Source organism: Methylomonas sp. MS20, from assembly GCF_050275925.1.
Lineage (GTDB): Bacteria > Pseudomonadota > Gammaproteobacteria > Methylococcales > Methylomonadaceae > Methylomonas > Methylomonas koyamae_A.
Genome location: NZ_CP189962.1, coordinates 1646105 through 1669676, shown reverse-complemented (window position 1 = coordinate 1669676; position 23572 = coordinate 1646105). Strand labels below are relative to the sequence as shown.

The 23572-nt window shown below is 55.5% G+C and carries 24 protein-coding genes; 10 read left to right on the top strand and 14 right to left on the bottom strand.

Translation table 11 applies throughout. The features are described 5' to 3' along the window. Position 1 precedes the first annotated feature (1 nt). The 6 genes from ACQE3D_RS07280 to ACQE3D_RS07255 all read right to left on the bottom strand — a co-directional run bounded on the left by ACQE3D_RS07280 (position 2) and on the right by ACQE3D_RS07255 (position 3675). The gene (locus tag ACQE3D_RS07280; protein ID WP_427551438.1) at positions 2-376 is read right to left on the bottom strand and encodes a VOC family protein; all 375 of its coding nucleotides are present in this window, start codon (positions 374-376) and stop codon (positions 2-4) included. 30 nt (positions 377-406) lie between these two features. Beyond that, positions 407-1186, bottom strand: a complete 780-nt coding sequence (locus ACQE3D_RS07275) for a hydroxypyruvate isomerase family protein (RefSeq protein WP_427551437.1) — start codon at positions 1184-1186, stop codon at positions 407-409. Positions 1187-1192: 6 nt separating this feature from the next. Beyond that, complete coding sequence (locus ACQE3D_RS07270; RefSeq protein ID WP_071157101.1) at positions 1193-2062, bottom strand: NAD(P)-dependent oxidoreductase; 870 nt, start codon at positions 2060-2062, stop codon at positions 1193-1195. A gap of 17 nt (positions 2063-2079) precedes the next feature. Continuing rightward, positions 2080-2574: a nucleoside triphosphate pyrophosphohydrolase family protein gene (locus ACQE3D_RS07265; protein ID WP_427551436.1), complete on the bottom strand. Its 495-nt coding sequence runs from the start codon at positions 2572-2574 to the stop codon at positions 2080-2082. Positions 2575-2635: 61 nt separating this feature from the next. Continuing rightward, positions 2636-3124 (bottom strand): hypothetical protein, encoded by a 489-nt coding sequence (locus ACQE3D_RS07260; protein WP_071157097.1) that lies wholly within the window; start codon positions 3122-3124, stop codon positions 2636-2638. Continuing rightward, positions 3124-3675 carry an FMN-binding protein gene (locus ACQE3D_RS07255; RefSeq protein ID WP_175463667.1) on the bottom strand — a complete coding sequence of 184 codons (552 nt, stop codon included), beginning with the start codon at positions 3673-3675 and terminating at the stop codon, positions 3124-3126. The genes ACQE3D_RS07260 and ACQE3D_RS07255 overlap by 1 nt, the downstream gene beginning before the upstream one ends. Positions 3676-3936: 261 nt before the next feature. Here ACQE3D_RS07255 and ACQE3D_RS07250 point away from each other — a divergent pair, with 261 nt between their 5' ends. Both ACQE3D_RS07250 and ACQE3D_RS07245 read left to right on the top strand, forming a co-directional pair. After that, positions 3937-5439: a hypothetical protein gene (locus ACQE3D_RS07250; RefSeq protein ID WP_071157095.1), complete on the top strand. Its 1503-nt coding sequence runs from the start codon at positions 3937-3939 to the stop codon at positions 5437-5439. A gap of 108 nt (positions 5440-5547) precedes the next feature. Then, a complete protein-coding gene (locus ACQE3D_RS07245) occupies positions 5548-6744 on the top strand; it encodes a cytochrome-c peroxidase (protein ID WP_427551435.1) in 1197 nt (398 codons plus the stop codon). 48 nt (positions 6745-6792) lie between these two features. Here ACQE3D_RS07245 and ACQE3D_RS07240 read toward each other — a convergent pair whose 3' ends face one another. From ACQE3D_RS07240 to ACQE3D_RS07230, 3 genes are read right to left on the bottom strand one after another with little or no spacing between them, the layout of a single operon-like run. Beyond that, complete coding sequence (locus tag ACQE3D_RS07240) at positions 6793-7143, bottom strand: GIY-YIG nuclease family protein (RefSeq protein ID WP_427551434.1); 351 nt, start codon at positions 7141-7143, stop codon at positions 6793-6795. Continuing rightward, the gene (gene rnhA / locus ACQE3D_RS07235) at positions 7140-7583 is read right to left on the bottom strand and encodes a ribonuclease HI (RefSeq protein ID WP_281022716.1); all 444 of its coding nucleotides are present in this window, start codon (positions 7581-7583) and stop codon (positions 7140-7142) included. The genes ACQE3D_RS07240 and rnhA overlap by 4 nt, the downstream gene beginning before the upstream one ends. A gap of 13 nt (positions 7584-7596) precedes the next feature. Then, positions 7597-8307, bottom strand: a complete 711-nt coding sequence (locus ACQE3D_RS07230) for a class I SAM-dependent methyltransferase (RefSeq protein ID WP_071157091.1) — start codon at positions 8305-8307, stop codon at positions 7597-7599. 88 nt (positions 8308-8395) lie between these two features. Between ACQE3D_RS07230 and ACQE3D_RS07225 the strand changes: the two genes are divergently transcribed. Then, positions 8396-9985, top strand: coding sequence for a LysM peptidoglycan-binding domain-containing protein (locus tag ACQE3D_RS07225; protein ID WP_426994359.1), 1590 nt, complete (start codon positions 8396-8398; stop codon positions 9983-9985). Between the two features lie 96 nt (positions 9986-10081). On the opposite strand, the gene ACQE3D_RS07220 is transcribed toward ACQE3D_RS07225, so the two are convergent. Both ACQE3D_RS07220 and parE read right to left on the bottom strand, forming a co-directional pair. Then, a complete protein-coding gene (locus tag ACQE3D_RS07220) occupies positions 10082-10912 on the bottom strand; it encodes a CvfB family protein (protein ID WP_064031833.1) in 831 nt (276 codons plus the stop codon). A gap of 23 nt (positions 10913-10935) precedes the next feature. Further along, positions 10936-12825 (bottom strand): DNA topoisomerase IV subunit B, encoded by a 1890-nt coding sequence (gene parE / locus ACQE3D_RS07215; RefSeq protein WP_071157085.1) that lies wholly within the window; start codon positions 12823-12825, stop codon positions 10936-10938. 72 nt (positions 12826-12897) lie between these two features. On the opposite strand from parE, the gene ACQE3D_RS07210 reads away from it, so the two are divergent. From ACQE3D_RS07210 to ACQE3D_RS07195, 4 genes are read left to right on the top strand one after another with little or no spacing between them, the layout of a single operon-like run. Then, positions 12898-13131: an exodeoxyribonuclease VII small subunit gene (locus ACQE3D_RS07210; protein WP_064031835.1), complete on the top strand. Its 234-nt coding sequence runs from the start codon at positions 12898-12900 to the stop codon at positions 13129-13131. Further along, positions 13124-14017 carry a (2E,6E)-farnesyl diphosphate synthase gene (gene ispA, locus ACQE3D_RS07205; RefSeq protein ID WP_313728554.1) on the top strand — a complete coding sequence of 298 codons (894 nt, stop codon included), beginning with the start codon at positions 13124-13126 and terminating at the stop codon, positions 14015-14017. Before ACQE3D_RS07210 ends, ispA begins: the two co-directional genes overlap by 8 nt. A gap of 51 nt (positions 14018-14068) precedes the next feature. Then, positions 14069-15931 carry a 1-deoxy-D-xylulose-5-phosphate synthase gene (gene dxs / locus ACQE3D_RS07200; protein ID WP_313728555.1) on the top strand — a complete coding sequence of 621 codons (1863 nt, stop codon included), beginning with the start codon at positions 14069-14071 and terminating at the stop codon, positions 15929-15931. A 14-nt stretch (positions 15932-15945) separates the two neighbouring features. Beyond that, positions 15946-16461: an adenine phosphoribosyltransferase gene (locus ACQE3D_RS07195; protein WP_064026256.1), complete on the top strand. Its 516-nt coding sequence runs from the start codon at positions 15946-15948 to the stop codon at positions 16459-16461. A 75-nt stretch (positions 16462-16536) separates the two neighbouring features. Here ACQE3D_RS07195 and ACQE3D_RS07190 read toward each other — a convergent pair whose 3' ends face one another. The 3 genes from ACQE3D_RS07190 to hpnH form a co-directional block, all read right to left on the bottom strand. Further along, the gene (locus tag ACQE3D_RS07190) at positions 16537-17532 is read right to left on the bottom strand and encodes an MlaA family lipoprotein (protein WP_281022712.1); all 996 of its coding nucleotides are present in this window, start codon (positions 17530-17532) and stop codon (positions 16537-16539) included. A gap of 22 nt (positions 17533-17554) precedes the next feature. Beyond that, positions 17555-18160: an ABC transporter substrate-binding protein gene (locus ACQE3D_RS07185; protein ID WP_427551757.1), complete on the bottom strand. Its 606-nt coding sequence runs from the start codon at positions 18158-18160 to the stop codon at positions 17555-17557. 67 nt (positions 18161-18227) lie between these two features. After that, positions 18228-19328, bottom strand: a complete 1101-nt coding sequence (gene hpnH, locus ACQE3D_RS07180) for an adenosyl-hopene transferase HpnH (RefSeq protein ID WP_313728557.1) — start codon at positions 19326-19328, stop codon at positions 18228-18230. 438 nt (positions 19329-19766) lie between these two features. On the opposite strand from hpnH, the gene ACQE3D_RS07175 reads away from it, so the two are divergent. Genes ACQE3D_RS07175 through ACQE3D_RS07165 form a run of 3 tightly spaced genes read left to right on the top strand, consistent with a single transcriptional unit; the run spans position 19767 to position 23526 of the window. Further along, entirely contained in the window at positions 19767-20858 is a 1092-nt protein-coding gene (locus ACQE3D_RS07175) for a phytoene/squalene synthase family protein (protein ID WP_071159356.1), read from the top strand. A 9-nt stretch (positions 20859-20867) separates the two neighbouring features. After that, complete coding sequence (gene shc / locus ACQE3D_RS07170) at positions 20868-22823, top strand: squalene--hopene cyclase (protein WP_313728559.1); 1956 nt, start codon at positions 20868-20870, stop codon at positions 22821-22823. 1 nt (position 22824) lies between these two features. Further along, positions 22825-23526, top strand: coding sequence for a phosphorylase (locus ACQE3D_RS07165; protein ID WP_064026246.1), 702 nt, complete (start codon positions 22825-22827; stop codon positions 23524-23526). The last annotated feature ends 46 nt before the right edge of the window (positions 23527-23572 follow it).

The following is a 23572-nucleotide window of genomic DNA, read 5'->3' as shown; positions in this document are numbered from 1 at the left end:
GTTACGGACGCTCGATAAACTCCAGGGCGTTGCCGTCCCGGTCCCGGCAAAACAAGGCTTTACGCCCAGAGATACTCAGTGTGAATTCTATACCGCCCTGCTCCAAACTTTCCCTGAGGGCATCGATGGAATCGACATGCATCGCCACATGCCGATCTCGGCCGCCATGCGCCGCGCGTCCACTGGTGGGATCAGGATTGGGTAGCTCCAGCAAGTGAATTTGCTGGGCGCCAATCTGCAGCCAAGCGCCCGGAAACGGCAAATCCGGACGCTCGGTCTGAGGCATGCCCAATATGTCGCGGTAAAACCTTAAAGACTGTTCGGTATCGGACACCAACAGACTGGCATGATGTAACGTAAAATTGTGTGCGGTCATGGCCCTACCCCGGATTGAAAATCCCGTCGATTATACCGTCGATGCCGGCAGCCAAGCTAAACTGTCGACCGTGGCGCCGGACGGACGGTATTCGGCGCCGAGCCAACCGCGATAGGCCGATCCGGCGATCGCGCCGAACATGGCGGAAAAATCGACCGCCCCGCTCCCCGGCTCGCCCCGCCCCGGCACGTCGGCAAACTGAATGTGGCCGATTCGCTCGGCATGTTCCGCGATAAACGCCGCGCAATCCTCGCCCATCCGGGTCATGTGATAAATGTCGCACTGCATTTTTAAATGCGGATGACCGATTTGATCGAGGATGTCCAACATTTGCCGACCGCTATCGACCAAAAACCCCGGCATGTCGAAGGTGTTGATCGCCTCGAACACTGTCTCGATGCCCAATTCGGCGAACTGATCAGCCGCGAAATGCAAATTTTCGAGCAAGGTTTGCGAATACGCCGGGCGATACTCGGCCGTCAAGCATCGACCCGGCAACACGTTGACGAACGCCGGTCGCAACACTTGGGCATAGCGGCAGGCTTGCGCCACCGCTCGCCGAAACTCGGCGACGCGCTCCGGTACAGCCGCGAGGCCTTCGCCGCCCTGCAACAAAGTGGCCGCGTCGACATTGAACAGCACCAGGCGCAAATCATGATACTGCAATTGGTCGGCGATCGCTTCGGCCGGCAAATCGTAGGGAAACTGGATTTCGACAGCGTCGAAACCGGCGCGGCGCGCGGCCTGGAACCGTTCGAGCAGTGGGTATTCGTCGAACAACAAACTGAGATTGGCCGAAAAACGCAACATCGCCTATCAAGTCTCGCGGTAAAGTTTGATCAAGGTCGCCGGATCTTGATTCAGAAAGCCGCGACCGGCGTGGAGCCGCAGCAGTTGCGCGGCCAGACCGGACATTGGTACCGCAGAACCCGCTTGACCGGCAACATCCGCCGCCATCGTCAGGTCTTTCAATAGCGTGCCTACCCGCCATTTCACCGGCTCGAAACGACCCTCCGCCATTTCCGGACCGACAATTTGCAGCGGCTTGGAATCGGCGAAGCCGCCGGCCAGCGCTTGCGGAATCCGCTCGGCGTCGACCCCGGCCGCCCGAGCCAGCGCCATCATTTCGGCGATGACCAGCACGTTGCAACTGACGATCATCTGATTACAGATTTTGGTAATCTGACCGCTGCCGACCGGCCCCATGTGGGTTAAGCGACTGTAAAGTGGTCGCAACACCTGCCGGGCAACATCGATATCGTCCGCTTCGCCGCCCGCCATGATCGCCAGACTGCCCTCCTCGGCACCGACCGTACCGCCGGACACCGGCGCATCCACCCAACGCATGCCGCAACCGGCCTTGACCGCGGCGGCCAAGCGCCGGGTAACATCCGGATGAATGCTGGACAGGTCGATCAACAATTTCTGGGCGTTGCCGGCGGCGATGACGCCTTGGGCCACGACGCTTTCCACGGCGGCACTATCGGCCAGACACAGCAAGATCACATCGGAATTGGCGACCAACTCAGCAACGCTGGCACACACGGCCGCACCGGCGGCGGCAACGTCGCTCAGCTTTTCCGGGCTGCGATTCCAGACGCGCACGGTAAACCCCGCATCCAGCAAGCGCAAGGTCATCGGCCTACCCATCAAGCCGATGCCGACAAATCCCAATGTATAGCGCATCGCGGCCCTCTTCTACCTTATTCGAACAATGCCGGACTCAGATCGATCGGTTGGCTATCGTCCAGGCCGGCCATCAGATGACCGTGGACCAACTGAAACGCCTGATCGAAATCGGCATTCACGAAGCGTTGCGCCAAATGCCCGCATAACGCATACAAGGCCGAGTAGTGCACGGTTTCACCGGAGACGCACTGGTGGACTTTATCGGATAAGGCTCGTATCAACGACAATACCGAGCCGTCCTGGCGCCAGTTCACTGACACCGTGACCACCTCGTCGCCGCGACACGCAATCGCCGCCAAGGCGTTGAACGCCAAATCGACCAAACCCGCCAGTATTTTCAACAAATCGCCGCCAGCGACCGCTTTGAAGGTGTAACTGGCACAATCCAACAACAGCGCCTGACGCATGACGATATCCATGTCCGACAGATGTGCTAAATCGCCGTCATCGGGTTGAGCAATGCCGAATTGACGATGAAATTCCTTAACCAATTGTAAATGCTTGTTCATAGTTACCCACTGTTAATGAAATTTAGAATGCGCGTGGATTGCCGGCCGGATTCGTTCCGCGTTACTGAATACGCTGCCGGGACTGGATCAACGAAATCGATACGATGACGATCAAGGCCAGCAACGAGGCTTCTAGGGTCAGAAACGCGGCAATCTTGAAATACGCAAAACGGGGGTCAACAAACCTGACCAGCCAACCGGCCGCTTCGTCGGCCAATGCCGCCGCGTATATGATGCCGCTTAACCACACTTTCAACAGAGTCGGCAACGAGGTCATCAGCATCAAATGCGTTAAAGTCAACACCAGCATGCCCATCGCAAACAGATGAAAGTGGGTAACTTCGAGCAAACTTTGATAGCTTCTGGGCTGAGTGAAGGCTTCTTCCGAACCGAGATAGAAAGCGACCACCGACTCGACGGTTAAACTCATCTTATGAAAATACATCAAGCCGTTACTGACCCATAACAGCGCCACGTAGACCAAAAACATCAGGATCAAGGAATTGATCAACAATTGGCGGTTTTGTTCGCCGGTCACAAAAAATCGCATTAGGGTTTTGCTGGTTTCAACAGGACTTCGAAGATGGCAACCAGTTTTCTGGCGCTGTTTAACGCCGCCCGCGAGCTCAAGGTGGCGCCGGCCACGGCCTGAACTTCTTTGTCGAAGCTCAAATCCTCCAGGCCGCGATTAGTTAATAGCGTAAACCAACGTTCCGGCGGCTGATATTCGGTAGGCTCATGAAAAGCCAAAGTATACACGTTGCGTAGACGCCCATCGGGGTTCAAAACCAGTAGCAGGGTTTCGGGCTGCGTTCTGACAGTGTGCGACTCGATCAACGCATATCCGACAATCTGGCCCTGCTTTTTGCCGACATGCAGACTAATCAGGCTGGAATCGAGCTTGACCTTAGCTAGTCGTTCGATTTCCAAAACCTGCTCCGGCGTCGGAAACAGCGATAGCACTTCGACGCTGACGTCCTCCGCAAAGGCCAGTTTCAGCGCTTCCGCCTTGCTGTAATACACCGTCGCCAGCGCCGAACTTGCGGCAGTCAACAGGGCAATCAACGCTATTGATAATCTGATCAGGCTAAAAATATTCACTACCGTTCCCGCAAATAAAGGGTGGCTATGATAGAGACAGCCAACCGATTTGCCAAACCTTTCCCGATACCACTTCCTCCATTATCGGCCACTTCGTTCTGCGTACCGCATCTTTTTCGCCTCGTTTCCCGCTCGGATAGTCCCTGTCGTTCGTGAAATACCACAGATGGCCTAGCAATATTTCTTGCAAATGAGAATGCTTGGCATTTATTATTTGAAAAACTCACCTTATTGTTCAACATCCTATCAAGGGGTTATCCGATGATTATTAGCAAACCATTCAAACCAACCGTTTGCCTGGCGGGCGCTATTAGCTTGGCGCTGGGCACGGCACACGCAGCGCCACCGATGCCGAATACGATGGAGGAGATGTGGAAAATCGTTCAGCAACAACAACAGGAAATCGAAGCGCTGAAGGCCAAAACCGCCCAAAACGAGGCCTTGCAACAGGAAGTCAATACATTGAAGGAACAACAAAAGTCGACCCAAGCAGTGGCGCAATCCACCCCGGTAGTTAACGGAAAGACCGGACAAAACGGCGAGCTGGAACGCAAAACCGATGTGCTGGCAACCGAAGTCGAACGCCTGAAAACCCAATTGTTCATACCCGAGTCTCGCGAATATAAGAGCCAATACGGTCTAGGTCCGGCCGCATCCAATGTCTACCGCGTCAATCGGGGTATTTCAATCGGCGGTTACGGCGAAGCAATGTACACCAATTACGCCGATCCGCGCGGCGACAGTGCCACTAATAAAGACACCGCCGACCTGGAACGCGCCGTCATTTACCTGGGTTACAAATTCAACGACTGGATCGTGCTGAACAACGAATTCGAATTCGAACACGCCTCGACCGGCGAGGGCTCCGAGGAAAAAGGCGAAATTTCCGTCGAGTTCTCGCAACTCGATTTCCTGCTCAATCCCAAATACAACGTCCGTGCCGGATTGATGTTGATGCCGATGGGCTTTATCAACGAAATGCACGAACCGACCACCTACCATGGCAATCACCGCCCGGACGTCGAGCGCTACATCATCCCGTCCACTTGGCGAGAAATGGGCGCCGGCCTGTTCGGCGAGATCTTGCCGGGCCTGGAATATCGGGCCTACGCCGTCAACGGCCTGAATGCCGCGAATTTCTCCAATATCGGTATCAAGGAAGGTAGAGGCGGCGGCAGCAACGCCCAGGCCGAGGATTTTGCCTTCACCGCCCGCCTGGACTATTCGCCGAATTTTGTGCCGGGCTTGATGGTGGGTGCATCGACGTTTCAAGGCAACAGCAGTCAAAAGAATTTGGTCGACTTCGACGGCAAGGGCGTGGATTTTTACACCCAACTCTACGAAGGCCATCTGCAATACAAATACCGCGGCCTGGAACTGCGCGCCTTGGGGGCGTGGAGCCGTATCGAGAACACCGAATTCTTAAATCCGATCATCGCTGGCGACGGCCCAATCGGTAAGGAAAGTTTCGGCTGGTACCTCGAAGCCGCTCACGACATCATGCCGTTCGTCTGGAAGGAAAGCAGCCAATACCTCGCACCATTCGTCCGGGTCGAGCGTTACGACACCGTCGCCGCCGTCGCTAGCGGTTTCGAGAAAGGCAGCGGCCTCGATCGTTGGATTTATCAAGCCGGCCTCAGCTACAAACCGATAGACAATATCGTCATCAAGGCCGACTACCGCAACATCCGCGATCGAAAACTGGTCCCGGCCGGCGTACCGTTCGGGGACGAGTTCAATCTAGGCTTCGGCTTTATCTATTAATAATAACCACAGCTAATAATAACCACGGCGACGAGGCGGCGACCTGACCAATATCCGCCGCCTCGGGTGCGCTCGCCTCGCGCGAAACGGTCCCCACGAGATACGATCATGAAATTATTTTCGCTGCTTACTACCCTCGCCGCCGCTTGCTTCGCCGCGACTGCCGGGGCCGACGTTCCGGTTCTGCCCGGTGCCGGCAATCTCAGTACCAAGGCGCAACTGGGCCAACAGTTATTTTTCGACACCAATCTATCCGAACCGGCCGGCCAGGCCTGCGCTACCTGCCACGATCCGGCGTTCGCCTTTACCGACCCGGACAAAAACTCGCCGACATCGCAAGGCATACTGAGCAATTTGCAGGGCAACCGGAACACGCCGACCGCGATGTATTCCGGTTACGCCCCAGCGTTTTATTACGACCGCGCCTCGGGTCTTTACCTCGGCGGCCAATTCCTGGACGGCCGAGCCGCGACGCTGGAAGACCAAGCCAAAGGGCCGTTTTTAAACCCCGTGGAAATGGCCAACCCCGATAGCGCGACGGTCGTGTCCAAGGTCCGCTCCGCCGCGTATGCCGCGATGTTCGACTCCGTTTACGGCAACGGCGCGCTGGACGACGTCGACCTCGCCTACGACAGGATCGCCAACGCGATTGCCGAGTTCGAGCGCAGTCCGGTATTCAACCGCTTTACGTCCAAATACGACTTTTACTTATTCGGCAAAGCCAAATTCACCGCTCAGGAAAAACGCGGCTTGCAACTCTTCGAAGCCGGCAACAAAGGCAATTGCGCGGCCTGCCACCCCAATCGTCCGCTGGCTAACGGCACTCCTCCGCTATTCACGGACCACAGTTACGATAACCTCGGCGTGCCGAAGAACCCGGCGAACTTGTTTTATACCTTGAGCGCGGAATTGAACCCGGAAGGCGCGACCTTCATCGACGAGGGCCTGGGCGGCCGCCTGCACCTCAACGCCGAACTCGGCAAAATCAAAGTGCCGACCCTGCGCAATGTCGCGGTCACCGGACCTTATATGCACAACGGCTATTTCAAAACCCTGCGAGGCGCGGTTGAGTTGTACAGCAACCGCGACATCAAAAAACGTTGCGGGAATACGTTAACGCTGGAAGCGACCGCTTTGTCGAAAAAGTGTTGGCCGGCTCCCGAGGAAAATACCAACGTCAACCATACCGAGCTCGGCGCATTGAACCTGAAGAAAAAGGAAGTCGACGATTTGGTGGCGTTTTTGAAGACTTTGACCGACGGCTACAAATCCGAATCGCCGTGGCCGTACAAGGCGCCTAAATAACGACCGGCAACCGGACCAGGTATCGGCTAGGCTACCAATCCCAGCGGTTTACAGCGTTTCACGCCCGCCCGCCGCTTCGATCAGTGCCAGCTTCCGCCGCTTGGACAGCTTCTTGATCTCGGCCTCCCGCCGAGACGCCGAGGCGCGGTCGTGTCCGGCTTCGCGATAGGCAACCGCGAGCGGAATTCGACTCCGAAAAAACTTAGCGCCGCGCCCGCTCCGATGTTCGTCGAAGCGGCGCGCCACGTCGGTGCTGATTCCGGTATACAAACTGCCGTCCTGGCACAACACAATGTAAACCGACCAAGCGACGGACACGACTTCCGCATCGGGGGCCGTATGCCCGCCATCGTCGCCGGCCACCAAGCCCACCGCATCCGATAGCCCGACGGCATTCATCGGCGCTTGAGTTCGTCGATGCCTTGGTTGGCCAAGCGGTCCGCCCGCTCGTTGCCGTCGTTGCCGGAGTGGCCCTTCACCCATACCCAATCGATGCGATGGCGTTGGATCGCCGCGTCGAGCCTCCGCCACAAATCCTCGTTTTTGACCGCTTGATTGGCCGAGGTTTTCCAGGACCGCTTCTTCCAATTGACCATCCATTCGGTAATACCCTGCAACACGTATTTGGAATCGGTATGCAAACGCACGTTGCAAGCGTGCGTCAACGCTTCCAGGGCCTGAATCGCCGCCATCAACTCCATCCGGTTATTGGTGGTTTCCGGGTCGCCGCCGTGCAGCAGTTTCTGCTTGCCTTTATATTGCAGACAAACCCCCCAACCGCCCGGACCGGGATTGCCGCGACAAGCGCCGTCGGTATAGATTTCAACTAACTCGCTCATGATTTAATTTGTTTTAGTAATTCGGTAATCGATTTTCGACGCCGGCTCCGGCGGTCGCCAAACCGGCTTTGCGCTTAAATTCCGCCGCCAACGGAATCAGCGAATACTGACGCTTCACAACCTTGACACCGTAAGCCATCGTCAGCAACGAAGGATAACCGGTCCGAAATTGGCCGTGGGTGATCGTAAAACGGTCCAAGCCAAATTCCACGGTGTTCAAGACTTCGAAATTCAGCAGTTTCAGCCAGTCCAACAGCCGGGCGCGGCTGATGAAATGCGCGCGCCAGGAATCGGCCAGTTTGCGGTCCCAAACGAATTGAAAGCGCACCGACGGGCTGAACGGATTGAAATTCAGCATTACCAACTCACCGCCCGGTTTTAGCACTCTATTCACTTCCCGCAGGGTTCGAAAACGCTGGGCATCGAATTCCAGCAAATGAGGCAATATCACCAAGTCCATCGACTCTGTCTGTATCGGCAAGCTGTAGGCCTTGGCGGTTACCTTTAACGCCTCGGCGCTACCAAGACGCTTGGCATCCAGAATTAAATAATTTTGGTAGAGCGAGCAATCCACGAAGTCCCGTTCCCAACCCAATCCGCCGATCTGCAATTGCGTCTGCTTGCAACTAACCGTGATCGAGCGTTTCAAATAACTCGCCTCCATGCTTTGCAACAGCTTGCCCCTAGGCGTCTGATACAGTGCGAACAAAAAGTCTCTCTTCATTTACCCCAACCGTTTTAGAGCATGTTTTTTTGGCTAATCGGGAAAGCCATGCTAGCATCTAATTTTTTTATTTTAGCGAGTACAGACAATGCCCTGCTCATTTTCGAAAAAAACAGCCTGTCATCTGTCTTTGATTCTGCCGATACTGCTGTTGTCCGGCTGTAGCCAGTCCACTAAAAAAGACCATTTGGGCCAGGCCGTCGGCAGCAAGTTCTCGATATTTACCCGCAACGGCCAAGCCAACCGTAACGAAAAATCACCGAGCGAAACCAAGGAGTTTTCGACTATCTGGGACCGGATGCTGTCATTGTACGCGTTACCGGAAATCGATAACGCCCGAATCGATCGCGAAGTCAATTGGTATCTGAGAAATCCGGAATACCTGACCAGGGTACAACAGCGTGCCGAGCCTTATCTGTACTTCATCCTGAACGAACTCGAAGCCAAAAACATTCCCGGCGAGCTGGCGCTGTTACCGGCCGTCGAAAGCGCATTCCGACCCGACGCCATGTCGCCGGCCCAAGCCTCGGGCCTGTGGCAATTCATTCCGCCCACCGGCAAACTCTACGGCCTGAAACAAAACAGCTGGTTCGACGGCCGCCGCGACGTCATAGAGTCCACCCAAGCTGCCGCGACCTTCTTGAAGGAACTCAGCGAGTGGTTCAACAACGATTGGCTATTGGCACTGGCCTCGTATAACGCCGGCAAAGGCAATATCAAAAACGCGATAGATCGCAATCTCGATCGAGGCCAACCCACCGACTTCTGGTCGCTGGACCTGAACAACGAAACCTCCGCCTACGTGCCCCGGCTTCTGGCCATCGCCAAGATCTTCGCCAACCCCGAGAAATACAACGTCAGTTTGCAGCAATTCCCCAACGAACCGTACTTCGAACTGGTCGATATCAAATCGCAACTGGATTTGGGCAAGGCCGCCGAACTGGCGCAATTGCCGATGGACCATTTCTTCAAGCTGAATCCGGGGTTCAACCGCTGGAGCACCGATCCGGAAGGTCCGCACCGTTTACTGATTCCGGTCGACAAAGCCCCGGCCTTCAAGGAAAAGCTGGCGGAATTGCCCCACGAAGAGCGCATCAAATGGATGCACCATACCGTGGGCCACCGCGAAAGCTTGAAAGTCATCGCCAAGAAACACAACACGTCGGTGGACGAGATCATGCAAGTCAATCACCTGGACGGCGAAACAGTCGCCGACGGCAAGGTATTGCTGATACCGACCTCTTACAAAGCCTTGCGCGACGAACCGACCGGCAACCTAGCCGCCGCGCAACCTTCGGCGCCAACCCAAGCCGCGCCTAGCAAGCAAATCTACACGGTCAAAAAAGGCGATACGCTGTGGAGCGTCGCGCAACATTTAGGCGTGGATAGAGACGACATCGTCAATTGGAACAAACTGCCGAAAAAAGCGGTTCTGAAGCCTGGTCAAAAAATCACCGTCAAAAAAGGCGGCGACATTACTGTCGCTTCGGCGGCACCGGCGTTCAAGCAAATCAGCTACACGGTTAAATCCGGCGACACCCTGGCGCAAATTTCCAAGAAATTTAACGTCGCCGTCACCGAGCTGCGCAAGTGGAACAATGTCCCTAAAAACAAGGCCGATATAAAACCCGGCACTAAACTCAAGATCATCGTAGAAACCGCCCATCCTTCGACCTAAGCCTAAGGCACCGCGAGCGCTGTTTAGAGCCGGTCCCACAGCTCTGTTTGCTGCCGGGCGGGCAACTCCGTCCGGCGTCACCCCGTTGGCTAGGCCTCAGGCCAGTCTGATCCCATCCGACTCCAGCACTATTCGGCGTTGCTTGTACAAGCCGCCGATAGCCTGCTTGAACACCTTCTTACTGACGCCAAAGGTGTCGTAAATCAATTGCGGGTCGCTTTTGTCGGTCAACGCGATATAACCGCCGCGCTCCGCCAAGATATCCAAGATTTTTTGCGAGGTGCTATCGACTTTCTCGCCGTATTTAGCTTGCGTTAAAATCAGATCCAACCGTCGATCCGGCCGTATCTTTTTGATGAAGCCGGCCAGCTTCTGGCCTTTTTTCAACGGCTGGAACACCTCGCTTTTATATAAAACACCCCAGTATTTGTGATCGACAACGGCCTTAAAACCCAGTTCGGTATGCTCGGCGATGATCAACTCCACCGCCTGGCCGTCCTGATAATAAAACGCCTCATCTTGGATAAAATCGTCCAGACGCATCGACGCCGCAATCCGATTATCTTCATCCAGAAACAGCCGCACCAGGCAGAAACGCCCTTCGATCACCTTACCTTTTTGCTCGCTGAACGGTAACAGCAAATCCTTGGGCAAACCCCAATCCAAAAACGCGCCGGCGTGACTCAGCGATACCACTTTCAGCCAAGCGACTTCGCCGGCTTGCGCCTTAGGCGTTTGCGAGGTGGCAACGACTTGATTCTTGCCGTCTATATAGACGAAAACCGTTAGGCGATCGCCGACCGGCTTACCAGCCGCCCCGCCGGAGTCGGCCAACGCGATTTCGCCCCATTCGCCGCCATCGAGATAGCATTGATCATCGCGATGGCTGACGATGCTTAAAGTATTGAGTTTGCCGAGTTCTATCATGATTTCAGTCCTGTTGGGCGCGGTTATACGTCAGCCAAATTGCCTTTGTCTTCCAGCCAACTCTTACGGTCGCTGGCACGTTTTTTGGCTAACAGCAAATCCATCTGCTCGCGGGTATTGTCGTTTTCCGCGACGGTCAATTGTACTAGTCGGCGAGTGTCCGGATTCATCGTGGTTTCCCGCAATTGGGACGGGTTCATTTCGCCCAAGCCCTTGAAGCGCTGAATATTGACCTTGCCGGTCAATTTTTCGGCTTCGATGCGCGCCAATACCCCCAGGCGTTCGGATTCGTCCAATGCATAAAACACCTTTTTACCAACGTCGATCCGGTAAAGCGGCGGCATCGCCACGAATACGTGACCGGCATCGACCAAGGCCCTAAAATGCTGATAAAACAGCGCGCAGATCAAGGTCGCGATGTGGTTGCCGTCGGAATCGGCGTCCGCCAATATACAGACCTTGCCGTAGCGCAGGTTTTGCAAATCGTTACTGTCCGGCTCTATACCCAAGGCGACGGCGATATCGTGGACTTCTTGAGAAGCCATCACTTCGCCGGAATCGACCTCCCAAGTATTTAGAATCTTGCCGCGCAACGGCATGATGGCCTGAAACTCGCGGTCGCGAGCTTGTTTGGCCGAGCCGCCGGCCGAATCGCCCTCGACCAGAAACAGTTCGGTTCGACTGAGATCCTGCCCCGAACAATCGGCCAATTTACCGGGCAAGGCCGGACCGCTGGTGATTTTCTTGCGGACGATCTTCTTGCCGGCTCGCAAGCGCTTCTGGGCGCTGGCGAGAATGATCTCGGCGATTTTCTCGCCTTCCTGCGGATGCTGGTTTAGCCACAAGCTGAAAGTATCCTTGGCGACGCCGGAAACGAAGGTCACGCACTCGCGCGAGCTCAAGCGTTCCTTGGTCTGGCCGGAAAACTGCGGGTCTTCGAGTTTTACCGACAACACAAAATGACAATTTTCCCAGACGTCTTCAGGGGCGACTTTGACGCCGCGCGGCAGCAAATTACGAAAATCCAGAAACTCACGGATCGCCTCGGTCAGACCGGCGCGTAATCCGTTGACGTGGGTACCGCCTTGCGCGGTCGGCACCAGATTGACATAGCTCTCGGCAACGGCTTCCGGCAGGCTGTCGGGCGTCCAGACGATACCCCATTCCACCGCTTCGGTGCTGGCGGCCATCTTAGCCATGAACGGCGGTTGCGGAAAGATCTCGGCGTCGCCGACCCTGTCCAACAAATACTCTTGCAAACCGTTCTGGTAACACCATTCGATGCGTTCATCGCTGAGCTCGGACACCAACACGATTTTCAGCCCCGGACATAACACCGCCTTCGCCCGCAATACGTGCTTTAACTTGCTGACCGAGACTCGGTTGGAATCGAAATATTTGCCGTCCGGCCAAAAGTGTACGCTGGTGCCGGTATTGTTCTTGCCGACCGTACCGGTCTGCTGCAGTTCGCCGACCTTGTCGCCGCCGGCGAATTCCATTTGATAGATACCGCCGCCGCGCTTGATCTCGACCAACAATTTCTCGGACAGCGCGTTGACCACCGAAACACCGACCCCGTGCAAGCCGCCGGAGAACTGGTAATTCTTATTGGAAAACTTACCGCCGGCATGTAACTGAGTCAGGATCACCTCCACGCCCGGCATGCCTTGCTCTGGGTGAATATCGACCGGCATGCCGCGACCGTTGTCGATCACCTTAACCGAACCGTCTTTGTATAGGGATACTTCGATACTGTCGGCGTGTCCGGCTAGAGCCTCGTCGACGCTGTTATCGACCACCTCCTGCACCAGATGGTTGGGCCGGGTGGTATCGGTGTACATGCCGGGGCGCTTGCGCACCGGGTCCAAGCCGCTCAGCACCTCAATCGCGGCGGCGTTATATTCTTGGGTCATCGTTACTCATCAAATGGCGGTTAATTCATACTATAATGCTCGGTCATTTTTTCGAGCACATCAGCGCATTATATGTCGAGACGCAAAAGCGCATCCCAATTTGAGGAAGCGATGGAAGAACTGGAGAAATTGGTCGAGCAAATGGAGCGCGGCGACATCTCTTTGGAAGAATCGTTAAAGTCGTTCGAGCGCGGCATCAAGCTCACCCGCACCTGCCAGCAAGCCTTGCAGGACGCCGAGCAAAAAGTGCACATCCTATTAGAAAAAAACGGCCAACAAACCCTGGAGCCATTCACCGATGAGTAAACTGAAAGACTACCTGACCGCCTGTCAAAATCGCGTGGAACGCGCTCTGGACGTTCGACTACCGGGCGAAAATATTCTGCCGCAAACTTTGCATCAAGCCATGCGTTATTCCGTGTTGGATGGCGGCAAACGGACCCGCCCGCTATTAACTTACGCAACCGGTCAAGCATTGGGCATTGCCGAGGACGCTTTGGACGCCCAAGCTTGCGCGGTCGAGTTCATCCACGTTTATTCGCTAATTCACGACGACCTGCCGGCCATGGACGACGACGACCTGCGCCGCGGCAAACCGACCTGCCATAAAGCCTTCGACGAAGCCACCGCGATTTTGGCCGGCGACGCCTTGCAGGCGCTGGCCTTCGACGTGTTGGCCAACGACGCCGCCATCAAGGTCGGCGCGGAAGCCCGAGTCAAGATGATCGCGGCGTTGACTCGCGCCAGCGGTTCGCAAGGCATGGTGGGCGGCCAAGCCATTGATTTGGGATCGGTAGGCCGTAAACTGACGTTACCCGAGCTGGAGAACATGCACATCCATAAAACCGGGGCGCTGATTCGGGCCAGCGTCAATCTGGCCGCGCTCTCCAAACCGGATTTAGCGACCGATACCGCCAAAAAACTGGATCATTACGCTAAATGCATAGGCCTGTCGTTTCAGGTCAAGGACGACATACTCGACATCGAGGCCGACACCGCCACCTTGGGCAAAACCCAAGGTAAGGATGTGAACAATGATAAACCGACCTACCCCGCGTTGCTGGGCATGGCCGGCGCCAAACAAAAAGCCCAAGAGCTGCACGAGCAAGCCGTCGAAAGTTTGGCCGGTTTCGGTGACGAAGCCGATCTGCTGCGCGAGCTGTCTTTATACATTATCGAGCGCACCCATTAATCGAACCGCAACACGACCGCCATCGGTAATCCGAAGAAACCCAATCACGACATGACGCTTTCCGGAACATTCCCGTTACTGAACACCATCGCCAGCCCGACCGACGTCCGCGCGCTGGCGCCCGAGCAGCTCCAGGCGTTGGCCGACGAGGTGCGCCGGTTTCTGACCCATACCGTCAGCATTTCCGGCGGCCATTTCGCGGCCGGCCTGGGCACGGTGGAATTGACCGTGGCGCTGCATTACGTATTCAATACCCCGGTCGATCAATTGGTTTGGGATGTCGGCCATCAGGCCTATCCGCACAAGATTCTGACCGGCCGCAAGGACAGAATGACCACGATCCGTACCCTGGGCGGGGTGTCGGCCTTTCCGTGCCGGGCCGAGAGCGAATACGATGCCTTCGGCGTCGGCCATTCCTCGACTTCGATCAGCGCGGCCTTGGGCATGGCCATCGCTTCGCAGCTACGCGGTGAGGATAAGAAGATGGTGGCCATCATCGGCGACGGTTCGATCACCGGCGGCATGGCCTTCGAGGCGATGAATCATGCCGGCGACGTCAATGCCAATCTGTTGGTGATTCTGAACGACAACGAGATGTCGATTTCGCCGCCGGTCGGGGCGATGAACAATTATCTGACCAAGATTTTGTCCAGCAAGCTGTATTCGTCGGTCCGTCAGGAAAGCAAGAAGGCCTTGTCCAGCATGCCCAGCGTTTGGGAGTTGGCCCGCAAGGCCGAGGAACATGTCAAAGGCATGATCGTGCCGGGCACCTTGTTCGAGGAGTTGGGCTTTAATTACTTCGGACCGATCGACGGCCACGATCTGGAGATCTTGGTGTCGACCCTGGACAAGCTCAAGGATTTGCGCGGACCGGTGTTTTTGCACGTGGTCACCAAGAAGGGCAAGGGCTATGCGCCGGCCGAGAAGGACCCCTTGGCTTACCACGGCGTGCCGGCCTTCGATCCGACCCAGGATTTTCTGCCCAAGGCGGCGCCGTCGCCGCACCCGACCTATACCGAGGTGTTCAGCCGTTGGTTGTGCGACATGGCGGCCGAGGACGAGCGGCTGCTGGGGATTACCCCGGCCATGCGCGAAGGCTCGGGGTTGGTCGAGTTTTCCCAGCAATACCCGCAACGCTATTTCGACGTGGCCATCGCCGAGCAGCACGCGGTGACCCTGGCCGCCGGCCAGGCCTGCCAAGGCGCCAAGCCGGTGGTGGCAATTTATTCTACGTTTTTGCAGCGCGGCTACGACCAGTTGATCCACGACGTGGCCTTGCAGAATCTGGACGTGTTGTTTGCGTTGGATCGAGCCGGTCTGGTCGGCCCGGACGGCCCGACCCATGCCGGCGCCTTCGACTACAGCTATCTGCGCTGCATTCCGAACATGCTAGTGATGGCCCCGGCCGACGAGAACGAGTGCCGGCAAATGCTGACCACCGGCTTCCATTACAATGGCCCGGCCTCGGTGCGCTATCCGCGCGGCAAGGGGCCCGGCGCGGCGATCGATCCGCGCCTGACCGACCTTGAGATCGGCCAGGGCGAGATTCGCCACCAGGGCGGCCGGATTGCCATCCTGGCCTGGGGGGCGATGGTCGCCCCGGCCGTCGAAGCCGGCAAGCAACTGGGTGCCACGGTCGCCAACATGCGCTTCGTCAAGCCCCTTGATGAAAGCTTGATTCTGGAACTGGCGAAAACCCACGACGTGTTCGTCACGGTCGAGGAAAACGTCATTGCCGGCGGGGCCGGTAGTGCGGTACTGGAATTCCTGCAAGCGCAGCGGATACTGATGCCGGTCCTGACCCTCGGCTTGCCCGACCGCTTCGTCGAGCAGGGCTCCAGAGAACAACTGCTCGGCTTGTGCGGACTCGACGCCAAAGGCCTGTTGGCCAGCATCGAGGCGTTTTGCGCTTGAGACAACAGGCAACAATGGACAGACTCAGAAACAAAATTCGCGACATTCCCGATTTCCCAAAACCCGGTATCGTCTTCAAGGACATCACGCCACTGGTCAAGGACCCGGCCACGCTACGGCTGGCTGTACATCAACTGTTACATCCGTTTCTCGGCCGCGACATTACTGCGGTAGCCGGCATGGAAGCCCGCGGCTTCATTTTCGGCTCTCTAGTTGCCTGGGAACTGGGTATTCCGTTCGTCCCGCTACGAAAGCCCGGCAAGTTGCCCTACGACGTACAAAGCGTGTCTTACGATCTGGAATATGGCTCCGCGGAACTTGAGGTACATATCGATGCCGTCGATAGCAAAGATAAAGTGCTGCTGATAGACGACTTGTTGGCAACCGGCGGTACGGCGAAGGCCAGTTGCGAATTGATCGAAAAACTCGGCGCCAGCGTGGTGGCATGCGCTTTCGTCGTCGAATTGGATTTTCTGAACGGGAGAGGGAATTTGCAAGGGTACGAAATTCATTCCTTGCTGCACTATTAATTCGAGGGCTTTCCAACAAAAAAGGCCGGTAAAACCGGCCTTTTTTGTTATTAGCAAACACCTAATCAGCTCAGACTAACGCTTGTGTCTGGTTTTTTTTTTACTAATCCTATCCATTTTAGCCGAGGCCTCCTCAAAGGATTTGAGCATTTTTTCGAAGGCCGGGCTCGCTGCCGTTGCTACGGCACTGGACTTGACCGGTGCGGCTACCGGTTGGTCGACTTTGCTGCTATCGGCCGGCGCCGGCTTTCCTGAACTGTTTTTTTTTTCGACTTCTGAACCCGAAGTCTCTTCAAGCGCCGCGTCGACATCCAAATCGTAACTACTGGTATCGGCTTTACCGTCGTTGATCAGGTTTTTCCGATACTGCAGGAATGACTCGCGGGTGAATACATAAGGATCGAGCGCCGCTTCGTCGATGAAATTCAGAGCGCCTTCGGCATTCGCGCGGTCGTTAATGCCTTCGACGATGCCGCTGCCCGGCACATAAGTACCCGGATTGGCGGCTTTATCGATAATGACTGCCCCACCGTCGCGAACCGTGGTAGGACCCAGCACCGGAAGTACCAAATAAGCGCCTTGATCGACACCCCAAACCGCCAAGGTTTGACCAAAGTCCTCGACATTATTTTGCAAACCCAAATCGCTGGCGACATCGAACAAACCCGCGACGCCGAATGTGGTATTCGCCAGAAAACGGCCGGTATCCGACGCGCTTTGTTCGAACTTACCTTGCAAAACATCATTCAACACGACGTTGATGCCTTTAAGGTTATTGAAAAAGTTACTGACGCCGGTTTCCATGAAATCCGGCGTGACGTATTTGTAACCGTCCGCGACCGGTTTGAGCAAATACCTGTCCAATCCCATGTTGAAGCCATACATCGAACGGTTGAATCCTTCGTACGGATCGACGGAGTTCGAAGAACCAGACACATCCTTACTCTTGCCGGCGGCTTGGTCGCTACGCGACTCCGTCGTCGCGCATCCGCCACCGGCCAAGGCGCCTGAAACCAACAGCGCCCAAAGCAGGGGAGCCTGACTTTTCGCTTGAAAACTGGGGTTAAACATTACAGAAATTCCTAAAACAGACTTATTGTTTCGCGTAACTATCGATCTTTTCGTTAATTTTAGCGATCAAGGCATCGAAACCTTCCCGACTCAGCACATTTGTGTAGTCGGACCGCTTCAGAGCCAAATCGCTAACGCCGTCGGCTATTATATTGATAATCTGCCAACCATCGTCTTTTTTCTTCATCATGTAATCGAACTTGACGTCTTTTTCACCTGGAATCAACAGATTAGTGTGAATAACCACGCCACCCCGACCGGTTTCCTCTTCTGACACGAAGTTAAACGATTCCCCGGAATAATCCTTGAAATTATGCGCGTAAGCCGACACGCTTAATTTACTGAATACTTCTTCCAGCTTGGATTGCTGCTCGGGCGCCAACTCCTCCCACTGCTTACCGACGACAATACGAGCAATTTTCGGCAAGTCGTGGCTTTTCTTGACGGCAACATCCAATTTTTCGTATCGTCCCTGAAAACCAAGCGCTTTACCTTGCTTCATCACGTCCAACAGCTCGTTCTGAAAGCCCTCGACGACCTGCCGTGCCGTCATTTCGCCGGCAATGCCCGCCGAAGAAACGCATAATAGCGCCAGAAAACCAATACCCAATAAGATCTTTCTCAACATCATTGCCTTGCCATCCAAACTGTTCGGTTTACAGCGCCAATTCAAGTTACGCTCTCGGTGATTTACATTAAGACTCGATTTTCACCGGAATTTCCGAAATCGAGGTTTTACGATCGCCGGTATAGTTAGGCTGCGTCTCGGCAACCATATCTCCGGAGGTTTTCGGCCCGCGTAACGACACCCAAAGTCCTTTCAACGGATTCGCCAACATATCTTCGACCGCTGTCGCCTCGTAACCGCAATGAGCCATGCAATTCGCGCATTTGGGATTTTTTACCGTGCCGTATTTATCCCAGGGCGTATCGTCCAACAGTTCTTTAAAGGACGCGGCGTTGCCTTCGTCAGCCAGCAAATAGCAAGGCTTCTGCCAACCAAACACATTGCGGGTCGGGTTACCCCACGGCGTACAATCGTAACTTTGATTGCCGGCCAGATAATCCAAATAGAGCGCCGAGTGGTTAAGCTTCCATTTGCGTTTTTTGCCCAGTTTGAAGATACCCCGGAACAGGTTCTTGGTATCCACGCCTCGGATAAACACATCCTGACGCGGCGCCCGCTCGTAACTGAAACCCGGCGCGATCGTCACGCCTTCGACGCCCAGGTCCATCGCGTAATCCAAGAACTCGGCAACTTCTTCAGGGGTTTCGCCCTGGAACAACGTACAGTTGATCGTGACTCGGAAGCCCTTGCCCAAGGCCAGCTTGATGGCCTCGATGGCAATGTCGAACACGCCGTCCTGACAAACGGAGGCATCGTGGCGATGCTTCAAACCATCCAGGTGTACCGAAAAAGTCAAATACGGGGAAGGCTTGTAATCGTTGATGCGCTTGCGCAACAACAACGCATTGGTGCAAAGATAGACGAATTTCTTTCTAGCGACGATACCTTCGACGATTTGCGGCATTTCCTTGTGTATTAAAGGCTCGCCGCCCGGAATCGAGACCATCGGCGCACCACACTCGTCCACGGCATCCAGACACTCTTGCACCGACAAGCGCTTATCGAGAATATCGTCCGGGTAATCGATTTTACCGCAGCCGGCGCAAGCCAAGTTGCATCTAAACAACGGCTCCAGCATCAACACCAACGGGTATTTTTTCACACCCTTGAGTTTTTGCTTAACCAGATAACTACCTACAGCCCATTGCTGACGTAAAGGAACACTCACAGCGTTTTCTCCAAAATCTATCAAGACACTGACATCGATTTGTTGTTAAAAAAAAACAACAACCCAAGCCAACCTTCCGTATGCCGCCGAGGCCCCATAAAACCTGAGAAATACTAGCGAAATACAGTGCGGCGATACAAGCAGATGTCGCTAGAATACTACTTTTTCTGGATTCACTCCAGTAAGAATGAAGAAAAAGCAACAACAACAGCAAATTGCTTGCGGTAAATCTATTCAATTGAACAGCCGCGCCATAGGAAAACCGATCCAACACAACAAATCAGCACATTTATAAATCATATACTTACTTAAATAATCTCAACTAACTCACGACCTACCTTAAGCAAAGCGTCGAAAAATTTGCCCTAAAACAACACCGCTTTGCAAATCACCAACAAACCGACTATCATTGACACATCTTCAATAGACCGTAAAACCATGAAAGGACCTCGATCGCCAATCACCGACATAGCCGAACTCAACCGGCTCCCGGACAGCGGGTTTCAAGCCGTATTGCTTGAAGGCGTGTCGCGCACTTTCGCCCTGACCATCCCGCAATTGCCCGGCGCGCTCTACACGGCCGTGGCCAATGCCTACTTACTGTGCCGCATTGTCGATACCATCGAAGACGAAGTGTCTCTGGATGCCGAGCAAAAAAAGTACTTCTGTCGCGGCTTTATCGAAGTCGTCAAGACCGGCGCCCACGCTGACTCGTTTGCCGCCGAATTGGCACCATTGCTTTCCGAACAAACCATTCCGGCCGAACACAGCTTGATCCGGGTGATTCCAAGGGTCATCGCGATCACCCACAGCCTTGACGCGGCGCAAATTCAAGCGCTAGCCGAATGCGTGCAAACGATGGCCAACGGCATGCCGATTTACCAGGCGCTGGATCTACACGCCGGCCTGAAAACAATGAAGGACATGGACGACTATTGCTACTACGTCGCCGGCTGCGTCGGCGAGATGTTGGCAAAACTGTTCTGTCACTATTCTCCGGAAATCGCCGCGCATCGGGAGGAACTATTGAAGCTGTCGGTTTCCTTCGGTCAAGGCCTGCAAATGACCAACATTCTCAAGGACATTTGGGACGACGCCAAACGCGGCGTCTGTTGGCTGCCGCAAGATATTTTCGACGAGACCGGTTTCAAACTGACCGAACTGACGCCGACCACCAACGACCAACGCTTTCGGAAAGGCCTGGAACATTTGATCGACATTGCCCACGGCCATCTGCAAAACGCCCTGACTTACACCCAACTTCTGCCCAGCCACGAAACCGGCATTCGCAATTTTTGCCTGTGGGCACTGGGCATGGCGGTACTGACCTTGAAAAAAATCAAGCAACACCTTGATTTCAATGATTCGAGTCAGGTCAAGATCAGCCGCAACAGCGTCAAGGCCACGATAGTCGCCAGTAAATTAGCGGCTCGCAGCAACTGGCTTTTGTCGCTTTTATTCAATCTGTCCAGCCGGGGCCTGAAGACGCCTGACTGGCAGTATTTACCCGTATCTCACTCCGGACAATAAGGAATCGCCATGTTTACTGAAGCCCCCGTAGAGAGCAACCACGACTTTTCACCCAGCAGCTCGGCGACATCCAACGCGTCAAGCGCGCTGAATATCGCCATCGAGCGCGCCCAAACCCGATTGCTCAGCCTGCAAAATCCCAAGGGTTATTGGGTGTTCGAACTCGAAGCCGACTGCACCATCCCGTCCGAATACATCATGATGATGCATTACCTGGACGACATTAACGAAGAATTGCAAGCCAAGATCGCCGTTTACCTGCGCGGGCGGCAAAATCCCGACGGCAGTTATCCGTTGTTCACGGGCGGTCCCGGCGACATCAGCTGCAGCGTCAAGGTCTACTACGCACTGAAGATGGCCGGCGATGCCATCGACGCGCCGCACATGGTCAAACTACGGACCTGGATTCTGGCCCAAGGCGGCGCGGCGCGCGCCAACGTGTTTACCCGGATCGCGCTGGCCATATTCGAACAATTGCCCTGGCGCGGCGTACCCTACATCCCGGTCGAAATCATGCTGCTGCCCAAGTGGTTTCCTTTCCATTTGGACAAGGTTTCTTATTGGTCGCGAACCGTGATGGTGCCGTTGTTCATCCTGTGCACGCTGAAAGCCAAGGCCAAGAATCCGCGTAATATCGACATCCTGGAACTGTTCGTCGTCCACCCCGACGAAGAGAAGCACTACTTCCCGGAACGCACGTTGTTGAACAAATGCTTTCTGGCCCTGGATAAACTGGGCCGAGTCACCGAACCCTTGATCCCAAACCGCATGCGCCAACGCGCGATAGACCAAGCCGTGACTTGGTTCACCGATCGCTTGAACGGCGAGGACGGCCTGGGCGGCATCTTCCCGGCCATGGTCAACGCCTACGAGGCGATGCTGTTGCTCGGCATGCCTAACGACCACCCGAATGTGACTATCTGCCGGCAAGCCATCGATAAACTATTAGTCGTCAACGAAAAAGACGCCTATTGCCAACCCTGTTTGTCGCCGGTTTGGGACACCGCATTGGCCAGCATGGCATTGATCGAAGCCGACAAACGCGGTAACGCCGCGGCCCTGACCCATGCCTACGACTGGTTGAAAAGCGTGCAATTGTCGGACGAACCCGGCGATTGGCGGGTCCGGAAACCCGACTTAGCCGGCGGCGGTTGGGCCTTCCAGTTCGCCAACCCGCATTACCCCGATGTGGACGATACCGCGATCGTCGGTTTCACAATGGCCGAATCCGGCCTGGACAACCTGGACGAATCCATCCACCGCGCCACGCGCTGGATCGTCGGCATGCAATCGGAGAACGGCGGCTACGGTGCTTTCGACGTCGACAATACCTATTACTACCTGAACGAAATTCCGTTTGCCGATCACGGCGCCTTGCTCGATCCGCCGACCGTCGACGTCAGCGCCCGTTGCGCCATGTTGATGGCGCGCGTCGCCAAGGACCACGACGAATACCGTCCGGCCTTGCAACGCACGATCGAATACATCCGTGGCGAACAGGAAGCCGACGGCTCCTGGTTCGGCCGCTGGGGTACCAACTTCATCTACGGTACTTGGTCGACCCTATTGGGTCTGGAACAAACCGATGTGCCGAAAACCGACCCGATGTTCGTCAAGGCGGCCGCTTGGCTAAAGAGCGTGCAACGCGAGGACGGCGGCTGGGGCGAGGATAACTTGAGTTATCACGACGACATTCAGTATCGCGGCAGCTACCACTTCAGCACCGCGTTCCAAACCGCTTGGGCGATATTGGGCCTGATCGCGGCCGGCGAAGCGCGTAGCGCGGAAGTCAAGGCCGGCATCGACTTCCTGATGCGGACCCAACAAGCCGACGGCGTCTGGAACGACCCCTGCTTTACCGCACCCGGCTTTCCCAAGGTGTTTTATTTGAAATATCACGGCTACGACAAGTTCTTCCCGTTGTGGGCTTTAGCCCGATACCGCAACGAACTGAATAAACAGTAACGTGAGTTGCGGAATCGTCGTTGCCCTGCCAGAAGAACTTGCCACGCTGACTTCCCGGAAATTGGCGCGCGGCGAATGTTGCCGAATAAGCGCCGACATCCTGGTCGCTTATGCCGGCGCCGGTCCCAACAATGCCGCCAGCGCCGCTCGCCTGCTCATCGCCAAGGGCGCCGATCGGCTGATCAGCTGGGGTTGCGCGGCGGCATTGGCGCCGCAGTTGCGGCCCGGCGTTCTGGTAGTCGCGGACCAGATTTTTTTCGACCGTCAAAGTTACGAAACCGACAAACGTTGGTCGCACAAAATGCGCAACCGACTCAGCGAACGCCTGACGGTGGGGAGCGGCAATCTCTCCACCGAAGCGCGTATCGTCGCGCTGAGTAGCGACAAACAACTGATTCACCGCGAAACCGGCGCGGTAGCGTTGGACATGGAAAGCGGCGCGATTGCCAAAGTCGCCAGTCAAGCCAATTTACCATTCCTGGTATTGCGCGCGATCGCCGATCCGGCCGCGATGGACCTGCCGCGCGCGGTGGTCGGCGCCTTGAACGATCAGGGCCGCGTCGAGATGGCTAAATTACTACGCCACTTGCTGAATCATCCTTGGGAGCTTCCAGGATTGATCAAACTCGGCCGACATTTCGGCGCCGCCCAAAAGACGCTGAAAACCATCGCCAAACACTTAAACGAAATCGTCATTTACTAGAAAAACCAGCCCTTGCCGCGATTACCGGCAACGGCGCAGCTTACGA

Bases quoted from the DNA above. Each gene is read 5' to 3' on its own strand.
- ACQE3D_RS07280 (WP_427551438.1), bottom strand. From the start codon at position 376: ATGACCGCACACAATTTTACGTTACATCATGCCAGTCTGTTGGTGTCC.
- ACQE3D_RS07275 (WP_427551437.1), bottom strand. From the start codon at position 1,186: ATGTTGCGTTTTTCGGCCAATCTCAGTTTGTTGTTCGACGAATACCCA.
- ACQE3D_RS07270 (WP_071157101.1), bottom strand. From the start codon at position 2,062: ATGCGCTATACATTGGGATTTGTCGGCATCGGCTTGATGGGTAGGCCG.
- ACQE3D_RS07265 (WP_427551436.1), bottom strand. From the start codon at position 2,574: ATGAACAAGCATTTACAATTGGTTAAGGAATTTCATCGTCAATTCGGC.
- ACQE3D_RS07260 (WP_071157097.1), bottom strand. From the start codon at position 3,124: ATGCGATTTTTTGTGACCGGCGAACAAAACCGCCAATTGTTGATCAAT.
- ACQE3D_RS07250 (WP_071157095.1), top strand. From the start codon at position 3,937: ATGATTATTAGCAAACCATTCAAACCAACCGTTTGCCTGGCGGGCGCT.
- ACQE3D_RS07245 (WP_427551435.1), top strand. From the start codon at position 5,548: ATGAAATTATTTTCGCTGCTTACTACCCTCGCCGCCGCTTGCTTCGCC.
- ACQE3D_RS07240 (WP_427551434.1), bottom strand. From the start codon at position 7,143: ATGAATGCCGTCGGGCTATCGGATGCGGTGGGCTTGGTGGCCGGCGAC.
- rnhA (WP_281022716.1), bottom strand. From the start codon at position 7,583: ATGAGCGAGTTAGTTGAAATCTATACCGACGGCGCTTGTCGCGGCAAT.
- ACQE3D_RS07230 (WP_071157091.1), bottom strand. From the start codon at position 8,307: ATGAAGAGAGACTTTTTGTTCGCACTGTATCAGACGCCTAGGGGCAAG.
- ACQE3D_RS07225 (WP_426994359.1), top strand. From the start codon at position 8,396: ATGCCCTGCTCATTTTCGAAAAAAACAGCCTGTCATCTGTCTTTGATT.
- ACQE3D_RS07220 (WP_064031833.1), bottom strand. From the start codon at position 10,912: ATGATAGAACTCGGCAAACTCAATACTTTAAGCATCGTCAGCCATCGC.
- parE (WP_071157085.1), bottom strand. From the start codon at position 12,825: ATGACCCAAGAATATAACGCCGCCGCGATTGAGGTGCTGAGCGGCTTG.
- ACQE3D_RS07210 (WP_064031835.1), top strand. From the start codon at position 12,898: ATGTCGAGACGCAAAAGCGCATCCCAATTTGAGGAAGCGATGGAAGAA.
- ispA (WP_313728554.1), top strand. From the start codon at position 13,124: ATGAGTAAACTGAAAGACTACCTGACCGCCTGTCAAAATCGCGTGGAA.
- dxs (WP_313728555.1), top strand. From the start codon at position 14,069: ATGACGCTTTCCGGAACATTCCCGTTACTGAACACCATCGCCAGCCCG.
- ACQE3D_RS07195 (WP_064026256.1), top strand. From the start codon at position 15,946: ATGGACAGACTCAGAAACAAAATTCGCGACATTCCCGATTTCCCAAAA.
- ACQE3D_RS07190 (WP_281022712.1), bottom strand. From the start codon at position 17,532: ATGTTTAACCCCAGTTTTCAAGCGAAAAGTCAGGCTCCCCTGCTTTGG.
- ACQE3D_RS07185 (WP_427551757.1), bottom strand. From the start codon at position 18,160: ATGTTGAGAAAGATCTTATTGGGTATTGGTTTTCTGGCGCTATTATGC.
- ACQE3D_RS07175 (WP_071159356.1), top strand. From the start codon at position 19,767: ATGAAAGGACCTCGATCGCCAATCACCGACATAGCCGAACTCAACCGG.
- shc (WP_313728559.1), top strand. From the start codon at position 20,868: ATGTTTACTGAAGCCCCCGTAGAGAGCAACCACGACTTTTCACCCAGC.